This is a genomic window from Polynucleobacter sp. UK-Gri1-W3, assembly GCF_018881595.1.
In the GTDB taxonomy this organism is placed as follows: Bacteria; Pseudomonadota; Gammaproteobacteria; order Burkholderiales; family Burkholderiaceae; genus Polynucleobacter.
Genome location: NZ_JACVQA010000006.1, coordinates 80,957 through 97,996, shown reverse-complemented (window position 1 = coordinate 97,996; position 17,040 = coordinate 80,957). Strand labels below are relative to the sequence as shown.

The 17,040-nt window shown below is 42.4% G+C and carries 17 protein-coding genes and 1 tRNA gene; 7 read left to right on the top strand and 11 right to left on the bottom strand.

Going from position 1 to position 17,040, the window contains the following annotated elements; genetic code table 11:
- The first annotated feature begins 120 nt into the window (after positions 1–120).
- Positions 121–687, top strand: a complete 567-nt coding sequence (locus ICN36_RS05715) for a YceI family protein (protein WP_216227411.1) — start codon at positions 121–123, stop codon at positions 685–687.
- A 19-nt stretch (positions 688–706) separates the two neighbouring features.
- Complete coding sequence (locus ICN36_RS05710) at positions 707–1,339, top strand: class I SAM-dependent methyltransferase (RefSeq protein ID WP_216227410.1); 633 nt, start codon at positions 707–709, stop codon at positions 1,337–1,339.
- Between the two features lie 158 nt (positions 1,340–1,497).
- Here ICN36_RS05710 and ICN36_RS05705 read toward each other — a convergent pair whose 3' ends face one another.
- A complete protein-coding gene (locus tag ICN36_RS05705; protein WP_216227409.1) occupies positions 1,498–2,112 on the bottom strand; it encodes a flavin reductase family protein in 615 nt (204 codons plus the stop codon).
- 426 nt (positions 2,113–2,538) lie between these two features.
- Between ICN36_RS05705 and ICN36_RS05695 the strand changes: the two genes are divergently transcribed.
- The 3 genes from ICN36_RS05695 to ICN36_RS05685 all read left to right on the top strand — a co-directional run bounded on the left by ICN36_RS05695 (position 2,539) and on the right by ICN36_RS05685 (position 4,417).
- Positions 2,539–2,613: transfer RNA gene (locus ICN36_RS05695), tRNA-Cys, on the top strand.
- 105 nt (positions 2,614–2,718) lie between these two features.
- On the top strand, positions 2,719–3,660 hold the full coding sequence (locus ICN36_RS05690) for an ABC transporter ATP-binding protein (RefSeq protein ID WP_216227408.1): 942 nt from the start codon (positions 2,719–2,721) through the stop codon (positions 3,658–3,660).
- Positions 3,650–4,417, top strand: coding sequence for an ABC transporter permease (locus ICN36_RS05685; protein WP_216227407.1), 768 nt, complete (start codon positions 3,650–3,652; stop codon positions 4,415–4,417). The genes ICN36_RS05690 and ICN36_RS05685 overlap by 11 nt, the downstream gene beginning before the upstream one ends.
- 92 nt (positions 4,418–4,509) lie before the next feature.
- Here ICN36_RS05685 and ICN36_RS05680 read toward each other — a convergent pair whose 3' ends face one another.
- From ICN36_RS05680 to ICN36_RS05650, 7 genes are all read right to left on the bottom strand, one after another.
- Positions 4,510–5,130 carry a membrane integrity-associated transporter subunit PqiC gene (locus ICN36_RS05680; protein WP_216227406.1) on the bottom strand — a complete coding sequence of 207 codons (621 nt, stop codon included), beginning with the start codon at positions 5,128–5,130 and terminating at the stop codon, positions 4,510–4,512.
- Positions 5,127–6,746 carry an intermembrane transport protein PqiB gene (locus ICN36_RS05675; protein ID WP_216227405.1) on the bottom strand — a complete coding sequence of 540 codons (1,620 nt, stop codon included), beginning with the start codon at positions 6,744–6,746 and terminating at the stop codon, positions 5,127–5,129. Before ICN36_RS05675 ends, ICN36_RS05680 begins: the two co-directional genes overlap by 4 nt.
- On the bottom strand, positions 6,739–7,281 hold the full coding sequence (locus ICN36_RS05670; protein WP_255531255.1) for a paraquat-inducible protein A: 543 nt from the start codon (positions 7,279–7,281) through the stop codon (positions 6,739–6,741). The genes ICN36_RS05675 and ICN36_RS05670 overlap by 8 nt, the downstream gene beginning before the upstream one ends.
- Positions 7,282–7,382: 101 nt before the next feature.
- On the bottom strand, positions 7,383–8,012 hold the full coding sequence (locus ICN36_RS05665) for a paraquat-inducible protein A (RefSeq protein ID WP_216227403.1): 630 nt from the start codon (positions 8,010–8,012) through the stop codon (positions 7,383–7,385).
- A gap of 316 nt (positions 8,013–8,328) precedes the next feature.
- On the bottom strand, positions 8,329–9,342 hold the full coding sequence (cydB, locus tag ICN36_RS05660; protein WP_216227402.1) for a cytochrome d ubiquinol oxidase subunit II: 1,014 nt from the start codon (positions 9,340–9,342) through the stop codon (positions 8,329–8,331).
- 2 nt (positions 9,343–9,344) lie between these two features.
- Positions 9,345–10,697 (bottom strand): cytochrome ubiquinol oxidase subunit I, encoded by a 1,353-nt coding sequence (locus tag ICN36_RS05655; protein WP_216227401.1) that lies wholly within the window; start codon positions 10,695–10,697, stop codon positions 9,345–9,347.
- A 489-nt stretch (positions 10,698–11,186) separates the two neighbouring features.
- Entirely contained in the window at positions 11,187–12,500 is a 1,314-nt protein-coding gene (locus tag ICN36_RS05650) for a serine hydrolase (protein ID WP_216227400.1), read from the bottom strand.
- Positions 12,501–12,732: 232 nt separating this feature from the next.
- Here ICN36_RS05650 and ICN36_RS05645 point away from each other — a divergent pair, with 232 nt between their 5' ends.
- The gene (locus tag ICN36_RS05645; protein WP_216227399.1) at positions 12,733–13,800 is read left to right on the top strand and encodes an esterase; all 1,068 of its coding nucleotides are present in this window, start codon (positions 12,733–12,735) and stop codon (positions 13,798–13,800) included.
- A 230-nt stretch (positions 13,801–14,030) separates the two neighbouring features.
- On the opposite strand, the gene ICN36_RS05640 is transcribed toward ICN36_RS05645, so the two are convergent.
- A complete protein-coding gene (locus tag ICN36_RS05640) occupies positions 14,031–15,071 on the bottom strand; it encodes an STAS-like domain-containing protein (protein WP_216227398.1) in 1,041 nt (346 codons plus the stop codon).
- A gap of 515 nt (positions 15,072–15,586) precedes the next feature.
- On the opposite strand from ICN36_RS05640, the gene ICN36_RS05635 reads away from it, so the two are divergent.
- Entirely contained in the window at positions 15,587–16,087 is a 501-nt protein-coding gene (locus ICN36_RS05635) for a hypothetical protein (protein WP_216227397.1), read from the top strand.
- A 335-nt stretch (positions 16,088–16,422) separates the two neighbouring features.
- Here the strand turns inward: ICN36_RS05635 and ICN36_RS05630 are convergent, their stop codons facing one another.
- Both ICN36_RS05630 and ICN36_RS05625 read right to left on the bottom strand, forming a co-directional pair.
- Complete coding sequence (locus ICN36_RS05630) at positions 16,423–16,701, bottom strand: type II toxin-antitoxin system RelE/ParE family toxin (protein WP_068949142.1); 279 nt, start codon at positions 16,699–16,701, stop codon at positions 16,423–16,425.
- Positions 16,701–16,910, bottom strand: coding sequence for a hypothetical protein (locus ICN36_RS05625; RefSeq protein WP_112209613.1), 210 nt, complete (start codon positions 16,908–16,910; stop codon positions 16,701–16,703). The genes ICN36_RS05630 and ICN36_RS05625 overlap by 1 nt, the downstream gene beginning before the upstream one ends.
- Between the last annotated feature and the right edge of the window lie 130 nt (positions 16,911–17,040).

Here is a 17,040-nt window from a genome sequence, read left to right as displayed (position 1 = left end):
CCTTAAAGACCAAATTGATACCCTAACCGTCGGAAAGGCCAAAAAACAAGGTATTTAGGCCTGTACTGAGGATGGGATCGTTTATTTAGCACATACCCATATCAACACCTAAAATATCTAATGAACTTTTTTTATATAGCTGCTTTGCTCCTGACCTTGGTGACTTCCTCGGCACAAGCAGCAGAAATTTATATAACCGATCCTGAGCATACCTTTGTTAGCTTTAGCTACAAACATTTAGCTTACTCAATTCAAACTAGTCGTTTTGATAGGGTGAATGGAACTATTACACTGAATGATCAAATGGATGGCGGCACTATAGATGTTGCAATTGAGACTGGCTCAGTCAGCACAGGCTCCGATACTTTTAATAAGCTACTTAGATCCGAAAATTACTTTAATTCTGAAAAATTTCCTGTAGCCAAATTCACTTCTGATAAGGTTATATTCAATGATCAGACTATTACATCACTCTCAGGCGAGCTGACCATTAAAGGCATTACCAAACCCGTCAATATTGAAGTAAGTAACTTCGCTTGCAGTCGTAACTTGATTACTTTGAAATATATGTGTGGCGCTAACGCAAGCGCGAAGTTAAGTCGCTCAGAATTTGATCTGGGAAAATATGTACCTTTTGTTGGCGATGAAATAAGCCTAAATATAGTAATTGAGGCGTCAAAAGAATAGTCTTAGTTTCAAACTCATTATGTCTACATTTAAAAATCTCACAAATGAGTCTGCCTTAATCTCGCAAAAAACTATTGCGCATTATGATCAACATGCTGTTTCTTATGATGAGGGCACAAAAGATCATGATGTCAGTCAAAATATCGATGCCCTATTACGCGCAATCAAGACTAAGCCACCGCTTCATATTCTGGATTTTGGATGTGGTCCGGGAAGAGATCTACAGACCTTTACCAGGCTTGGTCATGTTGCTATTGGGCTTGAAGGCAGCAAAGAAGCGGCTCAAATAGCTAAAACGAAAAGCGGTTGCGAAATCCTAGTCCAGGATTTTTTTAACTTATCTTTGCCGGAAAATACTTTTGACGGTATTTTTGCGAACGCTTCACTATTTCATATTCCCAATAAGCTATTGCCCAAAGTACTAAGTAATTTATGGGCAAGCCTAAAACACAATGGCATTCTTTTTAGCTCAAATCCTCGGGGTAATAACGAAGAAGTTTGGTATGGAGAACGCTTTGGTTCTTATCATGATCTAGCGGCTTGGAGATCTTTTATGGCAAATGCACAGTTCACTGAAATTGAACATTACTATAGGCCAAGTGGACTACCTATTGAACAACAACCATGGTTAGCAAGCGTTTGGAAAAAATAGTCTTTTAATTATCTCGCGATGCCAATGCAACGGTATGACCTACATTAACAGGTTCCCTAGCAAAGACAGCACTTACACAAGGCCAGAGCTCCAATGATTAAAGCTACTTTATTCATATTTATCGGCTCACTCAGTACCTGTAGGTCATTTAAAAATTATTATGGTCTATACAGCTTAAAGAGCTGCTCTTTACCAATAGTGAAGTAATCGCCTGGACCGCCGCCTCTAAGGACATGACCAGCCTCTGAGGTTTCGTAGATCCCTTCTTTTAATAACGACTTAGCAATATGGATTTCTACCACCTCCCCAAGTACCAACCATGTCTGAGCCTTTTCACCTGAAATACCCTTGAGCTGAATGATCTCAGTGCATTTACATTCAAATGCGACCTTGGCTTTAGCAACTCTTGGGGGCAGAACTAATGTTGATTTCGCTTTCTCAAGTCCGGCAGCATCAAACTCACTGACTTCAGGAGGATATGGGGCGCACGATTGGTTCATTGCCTCTACTAAATCGATTGTTACCAAATTCCATACAAAGTCACCAGTTTCTTCAATGTTTCTTAGAGTGTCTTTATAGCCAACACTAGAAAAACCAATAATCGGTGGAACATAGTTAAAGGCATTGAAAAAGCTATATGGTGCTAGATTAACAACACCAGTCTTACTTTGGGTTGAGATCCAGCCAATCGGCCTTGGACCCACAATGGCATTAAATGGATCATGCGGTAAGCCATGTCCGTTCTTCGGCTCATATGAATACATATCCGTCATCACAATTCCTTAAGCGGTTGGAGGCACTAAAGCCTGTAATTTTGAAATAGCTACTTTGACTGCTGAGCGACTAGCAACCTGATCGTACTAACGCTTTACATTTGGATAGCCTGCTACATCCCGCCAAAGTGAGCAATATCAGCAATCGTATATTCATTACCAGCAACATATTCTTTATTTACCAGCTTTTTCATAGAATAAGTTGACTAGTCAAGCAATTCTATGGGATTTGGCAAATTTTGGCCGACTTCCTAAAAAACAATCAAATCAGGGATCAAAGCAAGGGGATATCGCCATTCAGCTCACTTTAACTATAGTTCTACTCAAAAATTAAGTAGGCAAAAAATTTCCGGAATTTTGTAAACAATTTTTTAATGGGGCTACTTTAATAAATGATTCGAATTCTTAAGCTATCCTTCTACTGATGGCGGAATGGCAGAGTGGCTATGCATGAGATTGCAAATCTCACTACCTTGGTTCGATTCCAGGTTTCCGCCTCCAAATTCAGCACTCGACTACAAGTCCTCTGAACATCTTAAGTATTCCCCTTCAATCTAATGATTGGGATTTCTTACGGTGGCTTGATTTCTAATATCATTAGCTCTTATGACTAACATCCTCTCTATTTCCCATCTCAATAAGACTTATCAGTCTGGCTTCCAGGCCCTAAAAGACATTAATTTAGAGATATCCAAAGGTGAGATCTTTGCTCTGCTTGGACAAAATGGCGCTGGAAAAACCACTCTCATCAGCATTATTTGCGGAATCGTGAGCCCCAGCAGTGGTCGGATTTTAGTAGATGGCAAAGATATCATTGGCGATTACCGCGAGGCTAGAGAATTAATTGGCCTCGTACCTCAAGAGCTCGCTACCGACTCTTTTGAAACTGTTTGGAATACCGTAACATTTAGCCGGGGCTTGTATGGGAAAGCGCCTAATCCGGCCTTCATTGAAAAGATTCTGAAGGACTTGTCCTTATGGGATAAACGTTATAACAAGATCATGACGCTATCTGGTGGTATGAAGCGCCGAGTGATGATTGCAAAAGCACTCTCTCATGAACCCAGCATTCTTTTTCTGGACGAGCCCACTGCTGGAGTGGATGTCAGCCTCAGAAAAGATATGTGGAATTTGGTCAAAATTCTGAAAGACAACGGCACTACCGTCATTCTCACGACTCACTATATTGAAGAGGCTGAAGAAATGGCAGATCGTATTGGCATTATTCGTAGCGGCGAACTCATCATGGTAGACAACAAATTAGCCCTCATGAATAAATTGGGTAAAAAGGAGTTAACCCTTCAGCTACAAAGTCCGCTCCAGAGTCTTCCGAAGGAGTTGGATTTACCCAGCCTAAGTCTTTCAGAAGATAAATATGAGCTTACTTATCGCTTTGACGCCAAAGACGAAGATATCAATATTGCACAGCTGTTACAAAAGATCACTAGCCTTGGCATTATCTTTAAGGACCTCCATACAAAACAGAGTTCACTAGAAGAAATCTTTGTAAATCTCGTTAACTCAGAAGAAGATACCAATGAAGCTTAATTTCCATGGCGTACGAGCCATCTATAAATTTGAGATGGCAAGAACGCGGCGCACGTTAATGCAAAGCATTATTGCTCCTGTTATCTCGACCTCCTTGTACTTTATTGTTTTTGGTTCTGCGATTGGTTCACGCATGACCCAGATGGAGGGAATCTCCTATGGGGCATTTATCGTGCCTGGGCTAATCATGCTTTCACTGCTCACGCAAAGTATTTCTAATGCCTCATTTGGAATCTACTTTCCTAAATTTAGCGGAACTATTTATGAGATCCTCTCTGCGCCGATATCTCCATTAGAGATTGTGATGGGCTATGTTGGTGCTGCAGCAAGTAAATCGATTATTTTGGGCCTGATCATTCTGGCTACTGCTACTTTTTTTGTGCCACTTCAAATAGATCATCCCTTATGGATGCTGTTTTATTTGGTGATCACTTCAATCACTTTCAGCATGATTGGTTTCATTATTGGCATATGGGCAGATGGCTTTGAAAAACTTCAAGTAGTGCCCCTACTCATCATCACGCCCCTAACATTCCTGGGTGGCAGCTTTTATTCGATTTCTGTTTTGCCACCCTTCTGGCAAAAAGTAGCCTTACTCAACCCAGTTGTGTATCTCATTAGCGGCTTTCGCTGGAGCTTTTACGGCATTGAGGACGTGTCGCTTTGGGTGAGCCTAGGAATGACATTGTCTTTTTTAGCAACATCAATTGCGGTTGTCATTTGGATCTTTAGAACCGGTTACCGTCTTAAGAAATAATCCCAAGAAATATGAAGCTCCCACCATTCCTTACGAGGGCTTGCTTTGCTGGTGGGTATGCCTTGCCGCAGGCAAGGCTTGGTAATGAAAAACTAGTCACGAATCGATTGCGTGATTTCCATACCCACCTTTGAAAAGGCGCGACTTTGGGCGGCAACCAGCGCATCAACACTAGTACCCGCTACAGATTCGCGAACCAATGAGCGCCCCATCTTCGTTTTTGAATTCATACCAGAAACTGAACTTGAGTTTGTATTTTTATCTGTAGGCTTACGCTTGCTATTCCCGGGTTTAATTGTCCAGAGCACATCAACTAAGACGCTATCCCCAGGGTTGCTCTCTAAATTTTGCACTTCGATGAAGATTTGATAATCAAAATTTGTTTGGGTGCTTTCTGCAAAATTCCACACATTTGGAGTTCCCAAATCACGTGCTAGGCTTGCGCCAATCACACGTGCAATTTCGCTTTTAAGAGATCCAGACCAGCGATTATATTCAAATACCTGTGCCTGATTACCGCTGCTTTGCACTACCAGCTGAGGGCGATCCATACCCCCGGGAACACTTACCGGACCGACCATCAGCCGTATTGTATTATCCGTCTCCGCCATAACCGGTATGGGCTCTGAGCTGAGTTTGTAATAGGATGTTGTCGGTGAGCTACACCCAACCAGCATCAGACCCAACAATACAGAAGCAGATAGCATCCTCATTTCTTCACTCCCTCTGCCGGCTTACCAAATATCAGAGATTGCGGTTGCTGGTCCAACATATCCGTCAAAGTTTTGATTGAGGTTGCTGCTTTTGTTAACTCGCGCATGGAATCACGCATATCTGTTATTAAAGGTGAATCGCTTTCGGTAATGGCATTGACATTTTTTAATGTTTTATCAAACTCAGGAATAATTTTCTCGTCCAACTTCGTCACTAAGCGATCCGTCTTTATAAGTACATTAGCCACTGTCTTTTCAGCATCCTCAAGAGCATTCGGGATAACCGGTAATTCAGGCGGGTAATTGGAGGGATTGAAAGTATATTTTGGCGCGTCCGGGAAAAAATCTAAATTAATATATTGTTGTCCAGTTAAATAGCTAGCCGTCTGCAATTGCGCACGAAAGCCTTTCTTGATAAGCGCTTTCAATCGCTCTAACTCGTTCACAGGTGGAGGCAATATAGCCCCACTTTTCAGGGAGCGCACTTTAAGACGGTCGGGATACAGGAAAATCTCAACTGGCTGAATGACTTCATAAGTCCTTGGATCCATTGCTGTTTCAATACTGACTACTTCGCCAAGGTTGACACCCCTAAACTCTACTGGCGCACCTACCGACAATCCACGAACAGATTGTTTGAAGTTCAGTACAAAGCGTTGAGTTCGGGTATCAGACTGCTTCATAGCCATTACGCGGGTTGGAAAGAGCGTAAATACAGCATCCTCTTTTGCGCGCTCGGTCAGGCTTGAACTTGCCTGCACAGAATCAGTCGCAGCAACTTGACTTAGTTGGTTAGAAATTCGCTCAGACCTATCATCCTGGCTCTGCGGAGCCTCAAAAGCAATGCCACCTGCGACAACCGCCACCAAAGACTCTGTTTGAAGCTGAATACCTGATGCATTGAGACTCACATCAATACCACTAGCATTCCAAAAGCGCGCATTATTTGTCACATATTGATCGTAAGGTGCATTAACAAATACTCTAATAGAAATATTCTTGCCATCTTTGTCGAGATCATATGCAACTACTTGACCCACACTTAGGCGACGAAAATAGACTGGCGTCCCAATGCCGTGTGACCCTAAAGTAGGGGCTCTTAATATGAACTCACGCCCCGGATTACCGCCAGTCAAAATCGGAGGAACCTCAAGCGCCACAAAGCTATCAGCCTTAGTAGTCGACTGACCAATATCGGCGGCGATAAAAGGCCCATCAAGCAAAGTACTTAAACCTGAAACTCCACTCGCAGTAATACGTGGCCGAACAATCCAGAATCGCGTATCTTCTCCTGCAAAATCCGCCGCATCTTTATTCAGTTGAATGGTTGCAATTACTTGCTGATGGTCTTCAGACAAGATGACCGTCTTTACTAAACCAATAGTGACTTCTTTAAACTTCACAAAGGTTTTTCCTGCGACCAGGCCATCGCCTGTTTTAAAGGCAACGGTAATAGTTGGTCCGTGGTCTATCACTGCTTTGTACATTAAGCCCAATCCAACCAGAACTGCCACAATTGGAATAATCCAAATAATCTGAGGCGCCCAATGTCGTTTGGCCTGAGCCACTGCAGACGGAAGATCAGGAAGCTCAGGTCCTTGAGATAAGTTAGACATTCAAATCCTTAGCTAAATGATTGTTTTCTTTTGAGCGATCCGCAGCATCCCAAATGAGCCGAGGATCAAAACTTTTTGCAGCAAAAATAGTCAGAACCACTACGGTTGCAAAAGCTATTGCGCCAGCGCCTGCACGAATAGACATCAAGCTTCCAAATTGTACGAGGGCTGTGAGCATGGTGGCAACATAAACGTCAATCATTGACCAGCGCCCAATCGCCTCAACTATCCGATAGAGTTTTGCGCGAAGTTTAGGCTTCCAGGTTGAGCGGATTTGCACAGAAATCAATAGAAAGGTTAAGGAAAATAGCTTTGCAAAAGGGATCACAATACTGGCGCAGAATAAGATGATGGCTAATATTTGCGAGTCGGAGGTCCAAAGGAAAACAACCCCGCCAAAAATCGTATCTTTTTCAGTTCCGAAGAGGGAGCCGGTTGCCATCACAGGCATTAAATTTGCAGGAATAATCAAAACATAGGCTGCAATCACAAGGGCCCAAGTACGGCTAATGCTATTTGTCTTTCGTGAATGCATTCTTGCTCCACAACGCATGCAAGCCAAATGCCCCGACCCTTGTGGGATACGCTGTGCATAGCCACATGTTTCACAAGCAATAATTCCACATGAAACAGCTGTTACCAAACCGACCCCCGCCCTTTTTTGACCGCATCTACCTGCTTCCAAAAAGTATGGACATCGAAATTTGCTGCCGAAGCTGTTATCGAGAACATTAGCAAAATAAAAGAAATCAATCCAATGTCTGGGATAACTGTAGCAAAGGCATTTAGCTTTGAGACAGTTACCAGAAGCCCCAACATAAACACTTCAATCATGGCCCATGGCTTTACCAGATGCATTAATCTGCATGCGAGATTAAATCCGGGCGGCAGTCGTCCAAAATGAAGTGGTAAGAGCAAATAGATCACTGACATAATTTCCAGAGCAGGCATCAAGAATGTTGTCGTAAACACAAGTCCCGCAATACTGGGTATGCCATCCTGTATAAGTCTTTCCGCAGCATCGAGTAGGGTAGTTGAATTTGTTAGGCCCTGCGAATCAATGCTGACGATCGGGAAGGAATTCGAAATCAAAAATAAAACGGCTGCAGTCAGTGCAAATATCAAACAGCGTCGCAGACCATCCGGCTGACTGCGATACAAGTCATTCTCGCAGCGACTGCAATAGGCTTTGCCACCAGGCTCCAATTCAACCTCTAGCTGCACCAAATCGCATTGGTCACAGACTACGACCCTATCTACTGACATACAGTACACACCCAATCACTAAAAGAAGTTTTATAGAAGTTATGGAAAGATCTTACAGTAGGGTCAAGATAGCTGCATACTCCACCCCTAAAATTGTCCCAAAAAAACAAAACCCCCACCATTTCTGATGAGGGTTTGCTTTTCTGGTGGGCTCACCAGGACTTGGACCTGGGGCCAAAGGATTATGAGAGCAAGCATCCAACACTTCGTTGCTTCAATGTACTTGTACTTAATGTTGGTGAGCGTTACTTAAAGTAATGCTCAAAAGCTCGAATCCTAAAGCTTCCTTGATTCAACAGATGCAAATACCATTACTCTAGTAATAACTAAGCGGCTCGGTTTTGCCCCAGAAGATTTTGTAAGAATAAATTGTGTATCCAATGATGGTTGGTAGCACAACTACTGCCCCCCAAAATATTACCCATAAAGACTCTGTAGCTGATGCCGCTTCCCAGATTGTCATTTTGTCTACGACGATATAGGGAAACATGCTGTAAGCAATCCCTAAAAAAGCCAAAACAAAAATGGCTACGCTAAGGGCAAAAGGAATCCAAACTGGCGCCGGCTTATCTCTTTGCATTTTTAGCAAGTTCAAATCAATTAAGACAAAACACGCCAGGGTCAAAACTGGAAAAGGCAGCAAGAAAAAGACATTAGGAAAGTTAAACCACTTAGCCGCAATCTCTGAACTAAAGAATGGTGTCGCAACAGAAATGATCCCAACGCCTAGAGCCGTTAATAACAAACACCTTCTTGCCCAGCCTACTGCCTTAAGCTGTAAGTCGCCAGAAGTCTTCATAATCAGCCAGCCAGCCCCCAATAGGGCATATCCAGCAGGCAGACAAAGTGCCACGATGAACGAGAATATCCACCCTAAGTAGCCGGAGTCAAAACCAATCACTTCTCTACCAACCATCACCCCTTGAGATGCCGCGGCCAAGAGGCTACCAAAAAAGAATAAGAAGTTCCAGACTGACTTCTGACTCAAATGTGCTTTTGCACGAAAGTCAAAAGAGACGCCCCGTAAAATTAAACCGGCTAACATGATGCCCACTGGCAGATAGAGCTCAGTCAAAATAATGCCATGCGCCATTGGAAAGGCAATCAAGAGTACGCCGACTCCGAGTACCAACCATGTTTCATTGGCATCCCAAAAAGGACCAATTGATGAAATCATGATGTCTTTTTCTGATTCGCTTGCCTGATTTAATAGGATGCCTACACCCAAGTCATATCCATCTAGAACAACGTAAGCCACCATTGCAATACCCATGGCAACCAAAAAGAAAAGGGGCAGCCAACCAGATGCCTCAGATAAATTAGGAATCATGCTTATGCTCCTGCAATGCTGTTAGTTAAGCCTGATTTTTGCCCATCAATAATATGCACGAGAAGAGTTTGTCTTGCCAAATAAAAAACAACCCAGATATAGGAAACAATGAGTCCCAAATAAAGCGCAAGGTACATAACGAGTGTACCTAAAACCATATTAGTAGGCACTTTAGTAACCGCATCAGCAGTCTTGAGCACCCCACTAACAAGGTAAGGCTGTCTGCCTATTTCGGTCACATACCAGCCGGCAACTACGCCGACCCAACCCGAGAAAGTCATCACGCTTAAAACCTTTAATAGCCAGGTTGGTAGTTCTTTATTTTTTCTTGTCAGATAAAACCCAACGAATGCGGTTAAGAGCATCAACATACCGATGCCGACCATGATACGAAAGGCAAAGAAAATGGGGGTGACTGGTGGAGTTGCACCAGGAAAGGCATCCAAACCCTTCACCTCACCCGCAAATGAGTGCGTCAAATATAAAGATGCCAGCTTTGGAATGGCTATTTCGTATTTATTAGCTTTAATAGCTTCATCGGGCAAGGCAAACAAAACGGCGGGGGCGCCTTTGGTTGTTTCCCAAATTCCCTCCATTGCCGCTACCTTTGCAGGCTGATACTCTAGAGTATTTAGGCCATGTGAATCACCAAGGATAATTTGCAAAGGGGCTAACACTACCGCCACGGTCATTGCCAGTTTGATCAGTGCTCGGTTGCCAGACAGATTGATGCCCTTCAAATATCGATAAGAAGAAATGCCTGCAATTAAGAACGTTACTGTCAAAAATGATGCTGTCATCATGTGCAGGAGGCGATAGGGCATTGAGGGATTAAAGACAACCTCAATCCAATTGGTTGCATGTGCTTGGCCATTGATCATCTCAAACCCTTGTGGGGTTTGCATCCAAGAATCTAGGGCAATGATCCAGAATGCCGAAAGCGAAGTACCGAAAGCAACTAAAAATGTGGCGATAGTATGAGCTCTTTGAGAGACTCTTTTAGAGCCAAACAACATAATCCCCAAAAAAGTTGCCTCAAGGAAGAATGCTGATAAAACTTCGTATCCAAGCAAAGGTCCTGCAATATTACCGACCGTTTGCATATATCCAGGCCAGTTAGTTCCAAACTGAAAACTCATCGTGATACCGCTTACTACGCCAAGAGCAAAAGTTAGGGCAAATATCTTGACCCAAAATTGATAAGCCTCACTCCATACCGACTCACCAGTCTTATTAAATTTAACCTTGAAATAGAAAAGTACCCATCCCAAAGCAATGGATATCGTTGGGAAAAGAATATGAAAAGTCATATTTGAAGCAAATTGAATTCTGCTCAAAATAAGCGTATCAAGCATTTTTTACCTCTTATTTTTAATATATTTTTATTATGCCCTTTACCGTCTTTGCGTGCTGAGCCCCATTTGATAGCATTCCCGTCGGCATGGTATCTTAAATACAGGCGCTGATAGCCTTGAAAGGGCGCCCCTTAATTAGACACCTTACCGTGAGATCTATACCGTTTTATAAATTAGGTTGAGTGCCACCAAGAAAGCAAAAATGGCGAATATCTGTTGCGCTCTAGTGTCACCGATCTTTTTCTCCATCAACTTCCTGAATACCAGCCTCACATGTGATCCCAATGCAAATAGGGTTGCAATCTCCAAGCGGTTCATTGCCCCATTGGCGAGTCTATATACCTATTGGGGCTTTAGTGGAAGAGGTATAGAGATTGCTTACACACTGAGTGACACAGAATGAAAAGCGACTTAGGAATTTCTCCCTAAGTCGTTGATTTCATTGGTGGGCCCACCAGGACTTGAACCTGGGGTCAAAAATTAATTACTTTATTTGACTACCGCTGCAGAAACCAGTTGCTTAATCATGCGGCGATAGTACGGTCGAATAGGACCTGGAACTTGGCTCATGACCACTACGGCTAATTGCTCTTTTGGATCAATCCAGAAGAAAGTGCCTGCCGCTCCAGCCCACATGTATTCACCAGGAGAGCCATCAACAGATGCTAGGCCCTGACCTTGGCGAACCATAAAACCGAGACCAAAAGTGTAGCCATCAACACCCATCAGCAATTGACCAGGCGAAAGCGGTACCGTTGTTCTACTGCCCAACATATCAGATGCCATCAAATTAACTGTCATTGGCGACAAAATTCTTTGGCCATTTAACTCACCACCATTGAGCATCATGCTGGCAAAGTTTAGATAGTCACCAGCCGTACCTGCTGCCCCTGCACCACCCGAATCATTGTTTGGCTTGATGGTGACATCTAGCAACTTGATAGGAGCTTTATTAAATGGATCAGTTGTGAATGGCTCAGCAATACGTGACTGCTTATCCGCAGGGACAGAAAATGCAGTGTCCTTCATCTGCAAAGGAGTAAACAAACGCTCTTGTAGGAAATCCCCAAGACGTTTGCCGGAGGCTACTTCAACTACGCGACCCAACAAGTCTACGGACATACCGTATTCCCAGTTAGTCCCAGGCTGAGTACTTAATGGTGCCTTTGCAATACCCGTGATCATTTCTTGCGGGGTGACACGACGTTGATCATAGTCAGTACCGCCTGCCACATAAAGACCAGCATCGGTATATGCCTTCTTGATATTAGGATTGGAAGTAATTTCTGGGTAGCCAATTCCTGATGTGTGGCGCAATAGATCCTGTACGGTGATTGGCTTTGCTGCAGGCACTAAGGAGTACTCCATATTGCCACTACTATCTTTTGTTCCTACGCTAACTTGCATATTGGCAAACTCAGGCATGAACTTAGAGATTGGATCGGCTAACTGCATCTTGCCTTCCTCCACCAAAATCATTGCTGCAACAGATGCTAGCGGCTTGGTCATTGAATAGATTCTAAAAATAGAATCTTTGCTCATAGGCTTATTGGTGCTTTTATCTTGATAACCCACTACCTCTGAATAAACCAACTTTCCTTTGCGGTTGATCATGACTACCGCACCAGGAATATTGCCTTTATCTACCTCAGCCTGCAAAGAGGCCTTCACATTTTTCAATCTCGCAGATGACATGCCAACATCCTCAGGCTTTGCTGTTGGAATGTTTTGTGCAATCGCTAAGTTGCTGATAAAAAAGCTTGCTACAAGTAACTTATTAATAAGATTTTTTTGATATCGCATGTCGGTCTCCTTGTTGTATTAATTTCGAACAAGAATAGCATGTGGTATTTTTCAACCCCAGCATAAATTTAGTGCAGCGCACAAAAAATATCCGGTTACTAATTCAATGGGTAAACTAGTACTAACCCCAAACACTCTGACGTGCTATATCGTAATAACGCAAAGAAAAAATATAAGGATGTTTCAGATATAGGAACCATTCAATTAAATTAAAACTAAAAAAGGAGATTTAATGATAATCAATGTTTATGCAGCACGTGTATTCATATCAATAGCAAGCGCTTTTATTGCACATTCCGCATTTTCCCAAAACTACCCAATAACACCCCTTTCAGAATCAGCTCTAAAAGCACCGCTCATTATTAACAAGCAGGGAAGCTTCTTTGTTGGCGGTCAAGATGTCACATCTGATACCCTATCAACCATGCCAGCCTTTGGCTCCAAAGGAACGATCACTCTAGATCAGATGTATGTGGCATATCAAATTCCCGTTAAAGCCAAGTCGACCTCCATCGTCCTGATACATGGTTGCTGCCTAACAGGCAAGACCTGGGAATCAACTCCAGATAATCGCATGGGGTGGAACGAATACTTTGTCCGCAGGGGCTTTCCAACCTATGTCATTGATCAAGTTGGACGTGGCCGCTCTGCAGTCAATTCTGCCTCTCAAATCAATGCGGTTAAAACCAATCAAGTGCCACCTGAAAAATTGCCGACTGTAATTGCCGCTAGCCATGAGGGCGCCTGGCAAATCTTTCGCTTTGGTGCTGAATATCCAAAGACGTTTGAGAACCAAAGATTTCCCATTACCGCACAAAAAGGCCTTTGGCAACAGATGGTAGCCGACTGGTACTATGGCCTCGAGGAACCCAACGCTACACCAATAGCATTGTCAACGCTATCAAAAGAGCTCAAAAAAACTGTGTTGATAAGCCATTCACAATCTGGTATTTTTCCATTTAATTCTGCCAAAATTAGTAACGATGGTATTGCAGGAATCATCTCTATTGAGCCAGCAGCATGTCCCGCTGCAGATTCGGATTTAACGCCTTATCTAAAAATACCCTCACTTGTGATGTTTGGCGATTTTGTTGAACTTTCAACTAGATGGGCTCCACGACTAAAAGCTTGCAGAGAATTTGTTACTAAGGTCAATGCGCAAGGCGGCAAAGCTGAATTACTCGTTCTGCCCGAAATTGGCATAAAAGGAAATACGCATATGTTGATGCAAGATGACAATTCAATTGAGCTAGCAGCATTACTGAGTACTTGGATTGAAAAACGTCTGTCAATTAAATAGTTTTCTTTTACGCCATTTCCAAAATGAATTTTAATACTTAAAAACATCAAGCATATAAATTACAGTAACTATGAAAAATACCAACCCGTAGGTTGGTATTTTCTTTTCTTGTGGGCCAAACAGGACTTGAACCTGGGACCAAAGGCTTCTGGTTTCTGTAGCCTTTACCGCTCCCTGAGCTATGCCATCATCATATCCATTCCTGAACTTTGTTGGGTGCCGTAGTGTCTCTATCCTAAATTGCTTTGAGCAGCCTTAATCATTTTTTTAACCTCTAAGCTCTCATTAATAGGGTGAATGGTAATTTGCGGATTTTGTTTAATAAAAACACGAAACACTTCGTCCGCAAAGGCCTGACCAATTGATCCAACACCTTTAAAATCTAATAGTACAGTCTTAAAACGATCAACACGATTTAAAATTCGCTTCGCCTGCGAACGCGAAATAAGTTGCCCACCTTCGTATAGAGCCAACTTCACTGGAACAACGGTTTTATTAAACGCGTAATCTTCATCTTCCGTACCACTAAAACTATCAAATACCGTACGCAATACTCTTTCTGAATTAAGCGCTATTTTCATGACAACCCTGGTTCCTTGATGACTGTTTTCGTTATGTAGTAAAAAGTCTATTCCCGAACCGTCAGCATGCGTAAAGACTAAATCACCAGAGAAAATAAAGAATTCATCAAAAGCTCGGGATGAGAAAAAGATTCCTTGCCCAGTATGATTTCTTGGATCAGTTGTAAGCTTTCCTTTGCTCAACTCCAAAATAGACTCACGTGGATTATGTAACTTCAATAATCTAGCAATATGGTTAAAAATTCCCTCGCCATTGTCAACAATAGCTATTGAAACAAAATCAGGCGTTCTTTCTACATGAATATAGACCTCAGTACCCTCTGAATGATCAATGGCGTTGTTTAGCATTTCAGTAAAGCCGTAATGACAAATATTGGCAATTTCTTTAGGCAAGCCATTAAATATTTCACTAAAGTCACTTGAATAGACTTCAGACTCTTCCAGTCCCTTTAATTTAAATAGACCGTCATGAAATCGCTTTATACCTAATTGATATACACGCGCCTTGGTGCTTCCGCTGGAAGCTAAAAATCCATCCTTAACTAAGGCTGCAAAATGTGCATGGATAGCCTGCCTAGTAAGGCCAAACTTTGCCATTGCAGCATGAGCTAAATCGAGTTGATTGGCTTTAACGCCATTTACCAAGAACTGGCGTACCTCTTGGGAGCGCTTTGTATTGGCAAATTTCATGTCTATTTTTGTAAAGTTTTATGGAATTATTGTAAAGTTTTATGAAATCATTGTAAAGTTTTTAGTCAGGAATTGACAAGAAACCCTGCTTAAATAGCGTTTAACGATACTCTGAGTCTCTTTTAACCCTATTAACCGCCAAACTAAGTTGGGTTTCTTTGATAGCGGCTCGTATCCACTTGTTATCCACTTTATAGCGACATTGCCATACGGCACTATGCTCGCGTTGATAGAGGGTTGGGTACGGTGTATGAGTTGATGTGTACTTTCTTTTTTAATTGCCGTACACATACTTTAGCTTCTGACACCAGGCTAGGACAACCTCTTTGGATGAATTACTGGGGTCAATTTAGCCAAAAGAACTTGTGGCTAGTTGTGGTGGCTAATGGCAATAAATCGAGAATGAGCGTTACTTTAAGTAACGGCAAGGCTTATGGATTTTAATAAAATTCAAGCTTTTTACCGCATATGGTAAAAAGAAAGTTGACCTTAGACCTAATCAGAGGCGCCTTCCAATGTTTTATTTACACTGCTCAAAACAATTATTAGATCGGGTCTCTTTAGGCGTAAACAAACCCGCTGGGAAGGGAGACAATATTTTGGGCAATTGGTATGCTAAGGCAATATTTTCAAAACCTCAAGTGGCGTTGTTTGTAAATGAAAGAACCCTACTACCAGTGTTGATGCCACTAGCTCCAGCATCAAACCTAGTAGAGCGATTCCCACAATACCTATTTAAGATCTTGCTTTCTCAAGGTGTAAGCGAATCTTTTATGCAACAGGAGTTAGATCATCTTGATAAGGTGATTTATTGCAAATCAACCAATCGCAGCATCATTGGTATTTTAAATATGTTTACTTATCATCTAGAAGGCTATCAGTCCATGCATTATGCAGATAATTGCTTTTCACTCTCAATGATGATGGCCGATACTCCCTGTGGACCACTCTACAAAAGCACAATCACACCTGGTAATGCTCTAAGGGAATTCGCTCTGAGTGGACAAATTCATTAATTTATATATCCTGCAAAACGTTACTTAAAGTAACGCTCAAAAGACAAAACCCCCACCATTGCTGATGAGGGTTTGCTTTTCTGGTGGGCCCTACCAGGACTTGAACCTGGGAGCCAAGGATTCCGATTTGTGTAGCTTTCACTACTCCCTGGACTATTCCTTCACCGTATTCATTTCTGAACTTAGATGGGTGCCGTCTAGTCTCTACACGTTCAAAGTATCTCTACTAAGCTTCGCTCGGCGTTAGCTTGGATATTTCTACCTTTAGCTTTCTCCGAATTTGACACCATTCACACAGCGACTATCACTATGAATCATTGAATTAAAGAGGCCTATTACTCGTCTTGACGTTTTAAATCTCTATAGAAATTTTCATGCGGGCCAAATGTTAATAGTTTGATACTTTCTGCATCCAAAATTCGATACGCCAATAAACATTGTTGCTGAGACAACCTAAATTTATAAACGTATACGCCTAACAAATCTCCCACCTTTGCCTCGCCGATCTCAGGATCTTTGCAAATAAGCTTAAGTGCAGCATCTAACTCTAGCTTTTGCGGTGTATGCAGTTTTTTTGTAGCCTTTGCAAAAGTGGCCGTGACTAGTAAACGCATTAGTTAAAAACGTACTCACCAACGACTGGCTCTTGATCGGCAATCAAGATCTCGCGAATCAAAGAGAATGGTAAATCTGGGTTTTCTTGAGCGATCTTGCCGATTTGCGACCAATACTCAATCTGCTTAGGTACTGAGCGATGCTCGACACTTCCAAACACTTTAGCTTGCTCAACAAGGTTTTCCGATAATTTCACGTTAATAGACATGATTGTTCTCCGTTAGGTGGTTCCATTATAGCGCAATAAGTTCCTTTTGGGAACCTATGTAAATCACCCACTTTTACCTTGCCATATAGCAAATAAGCCCTTAATGGTCGCTGGAGTCCCAGAATTTTTA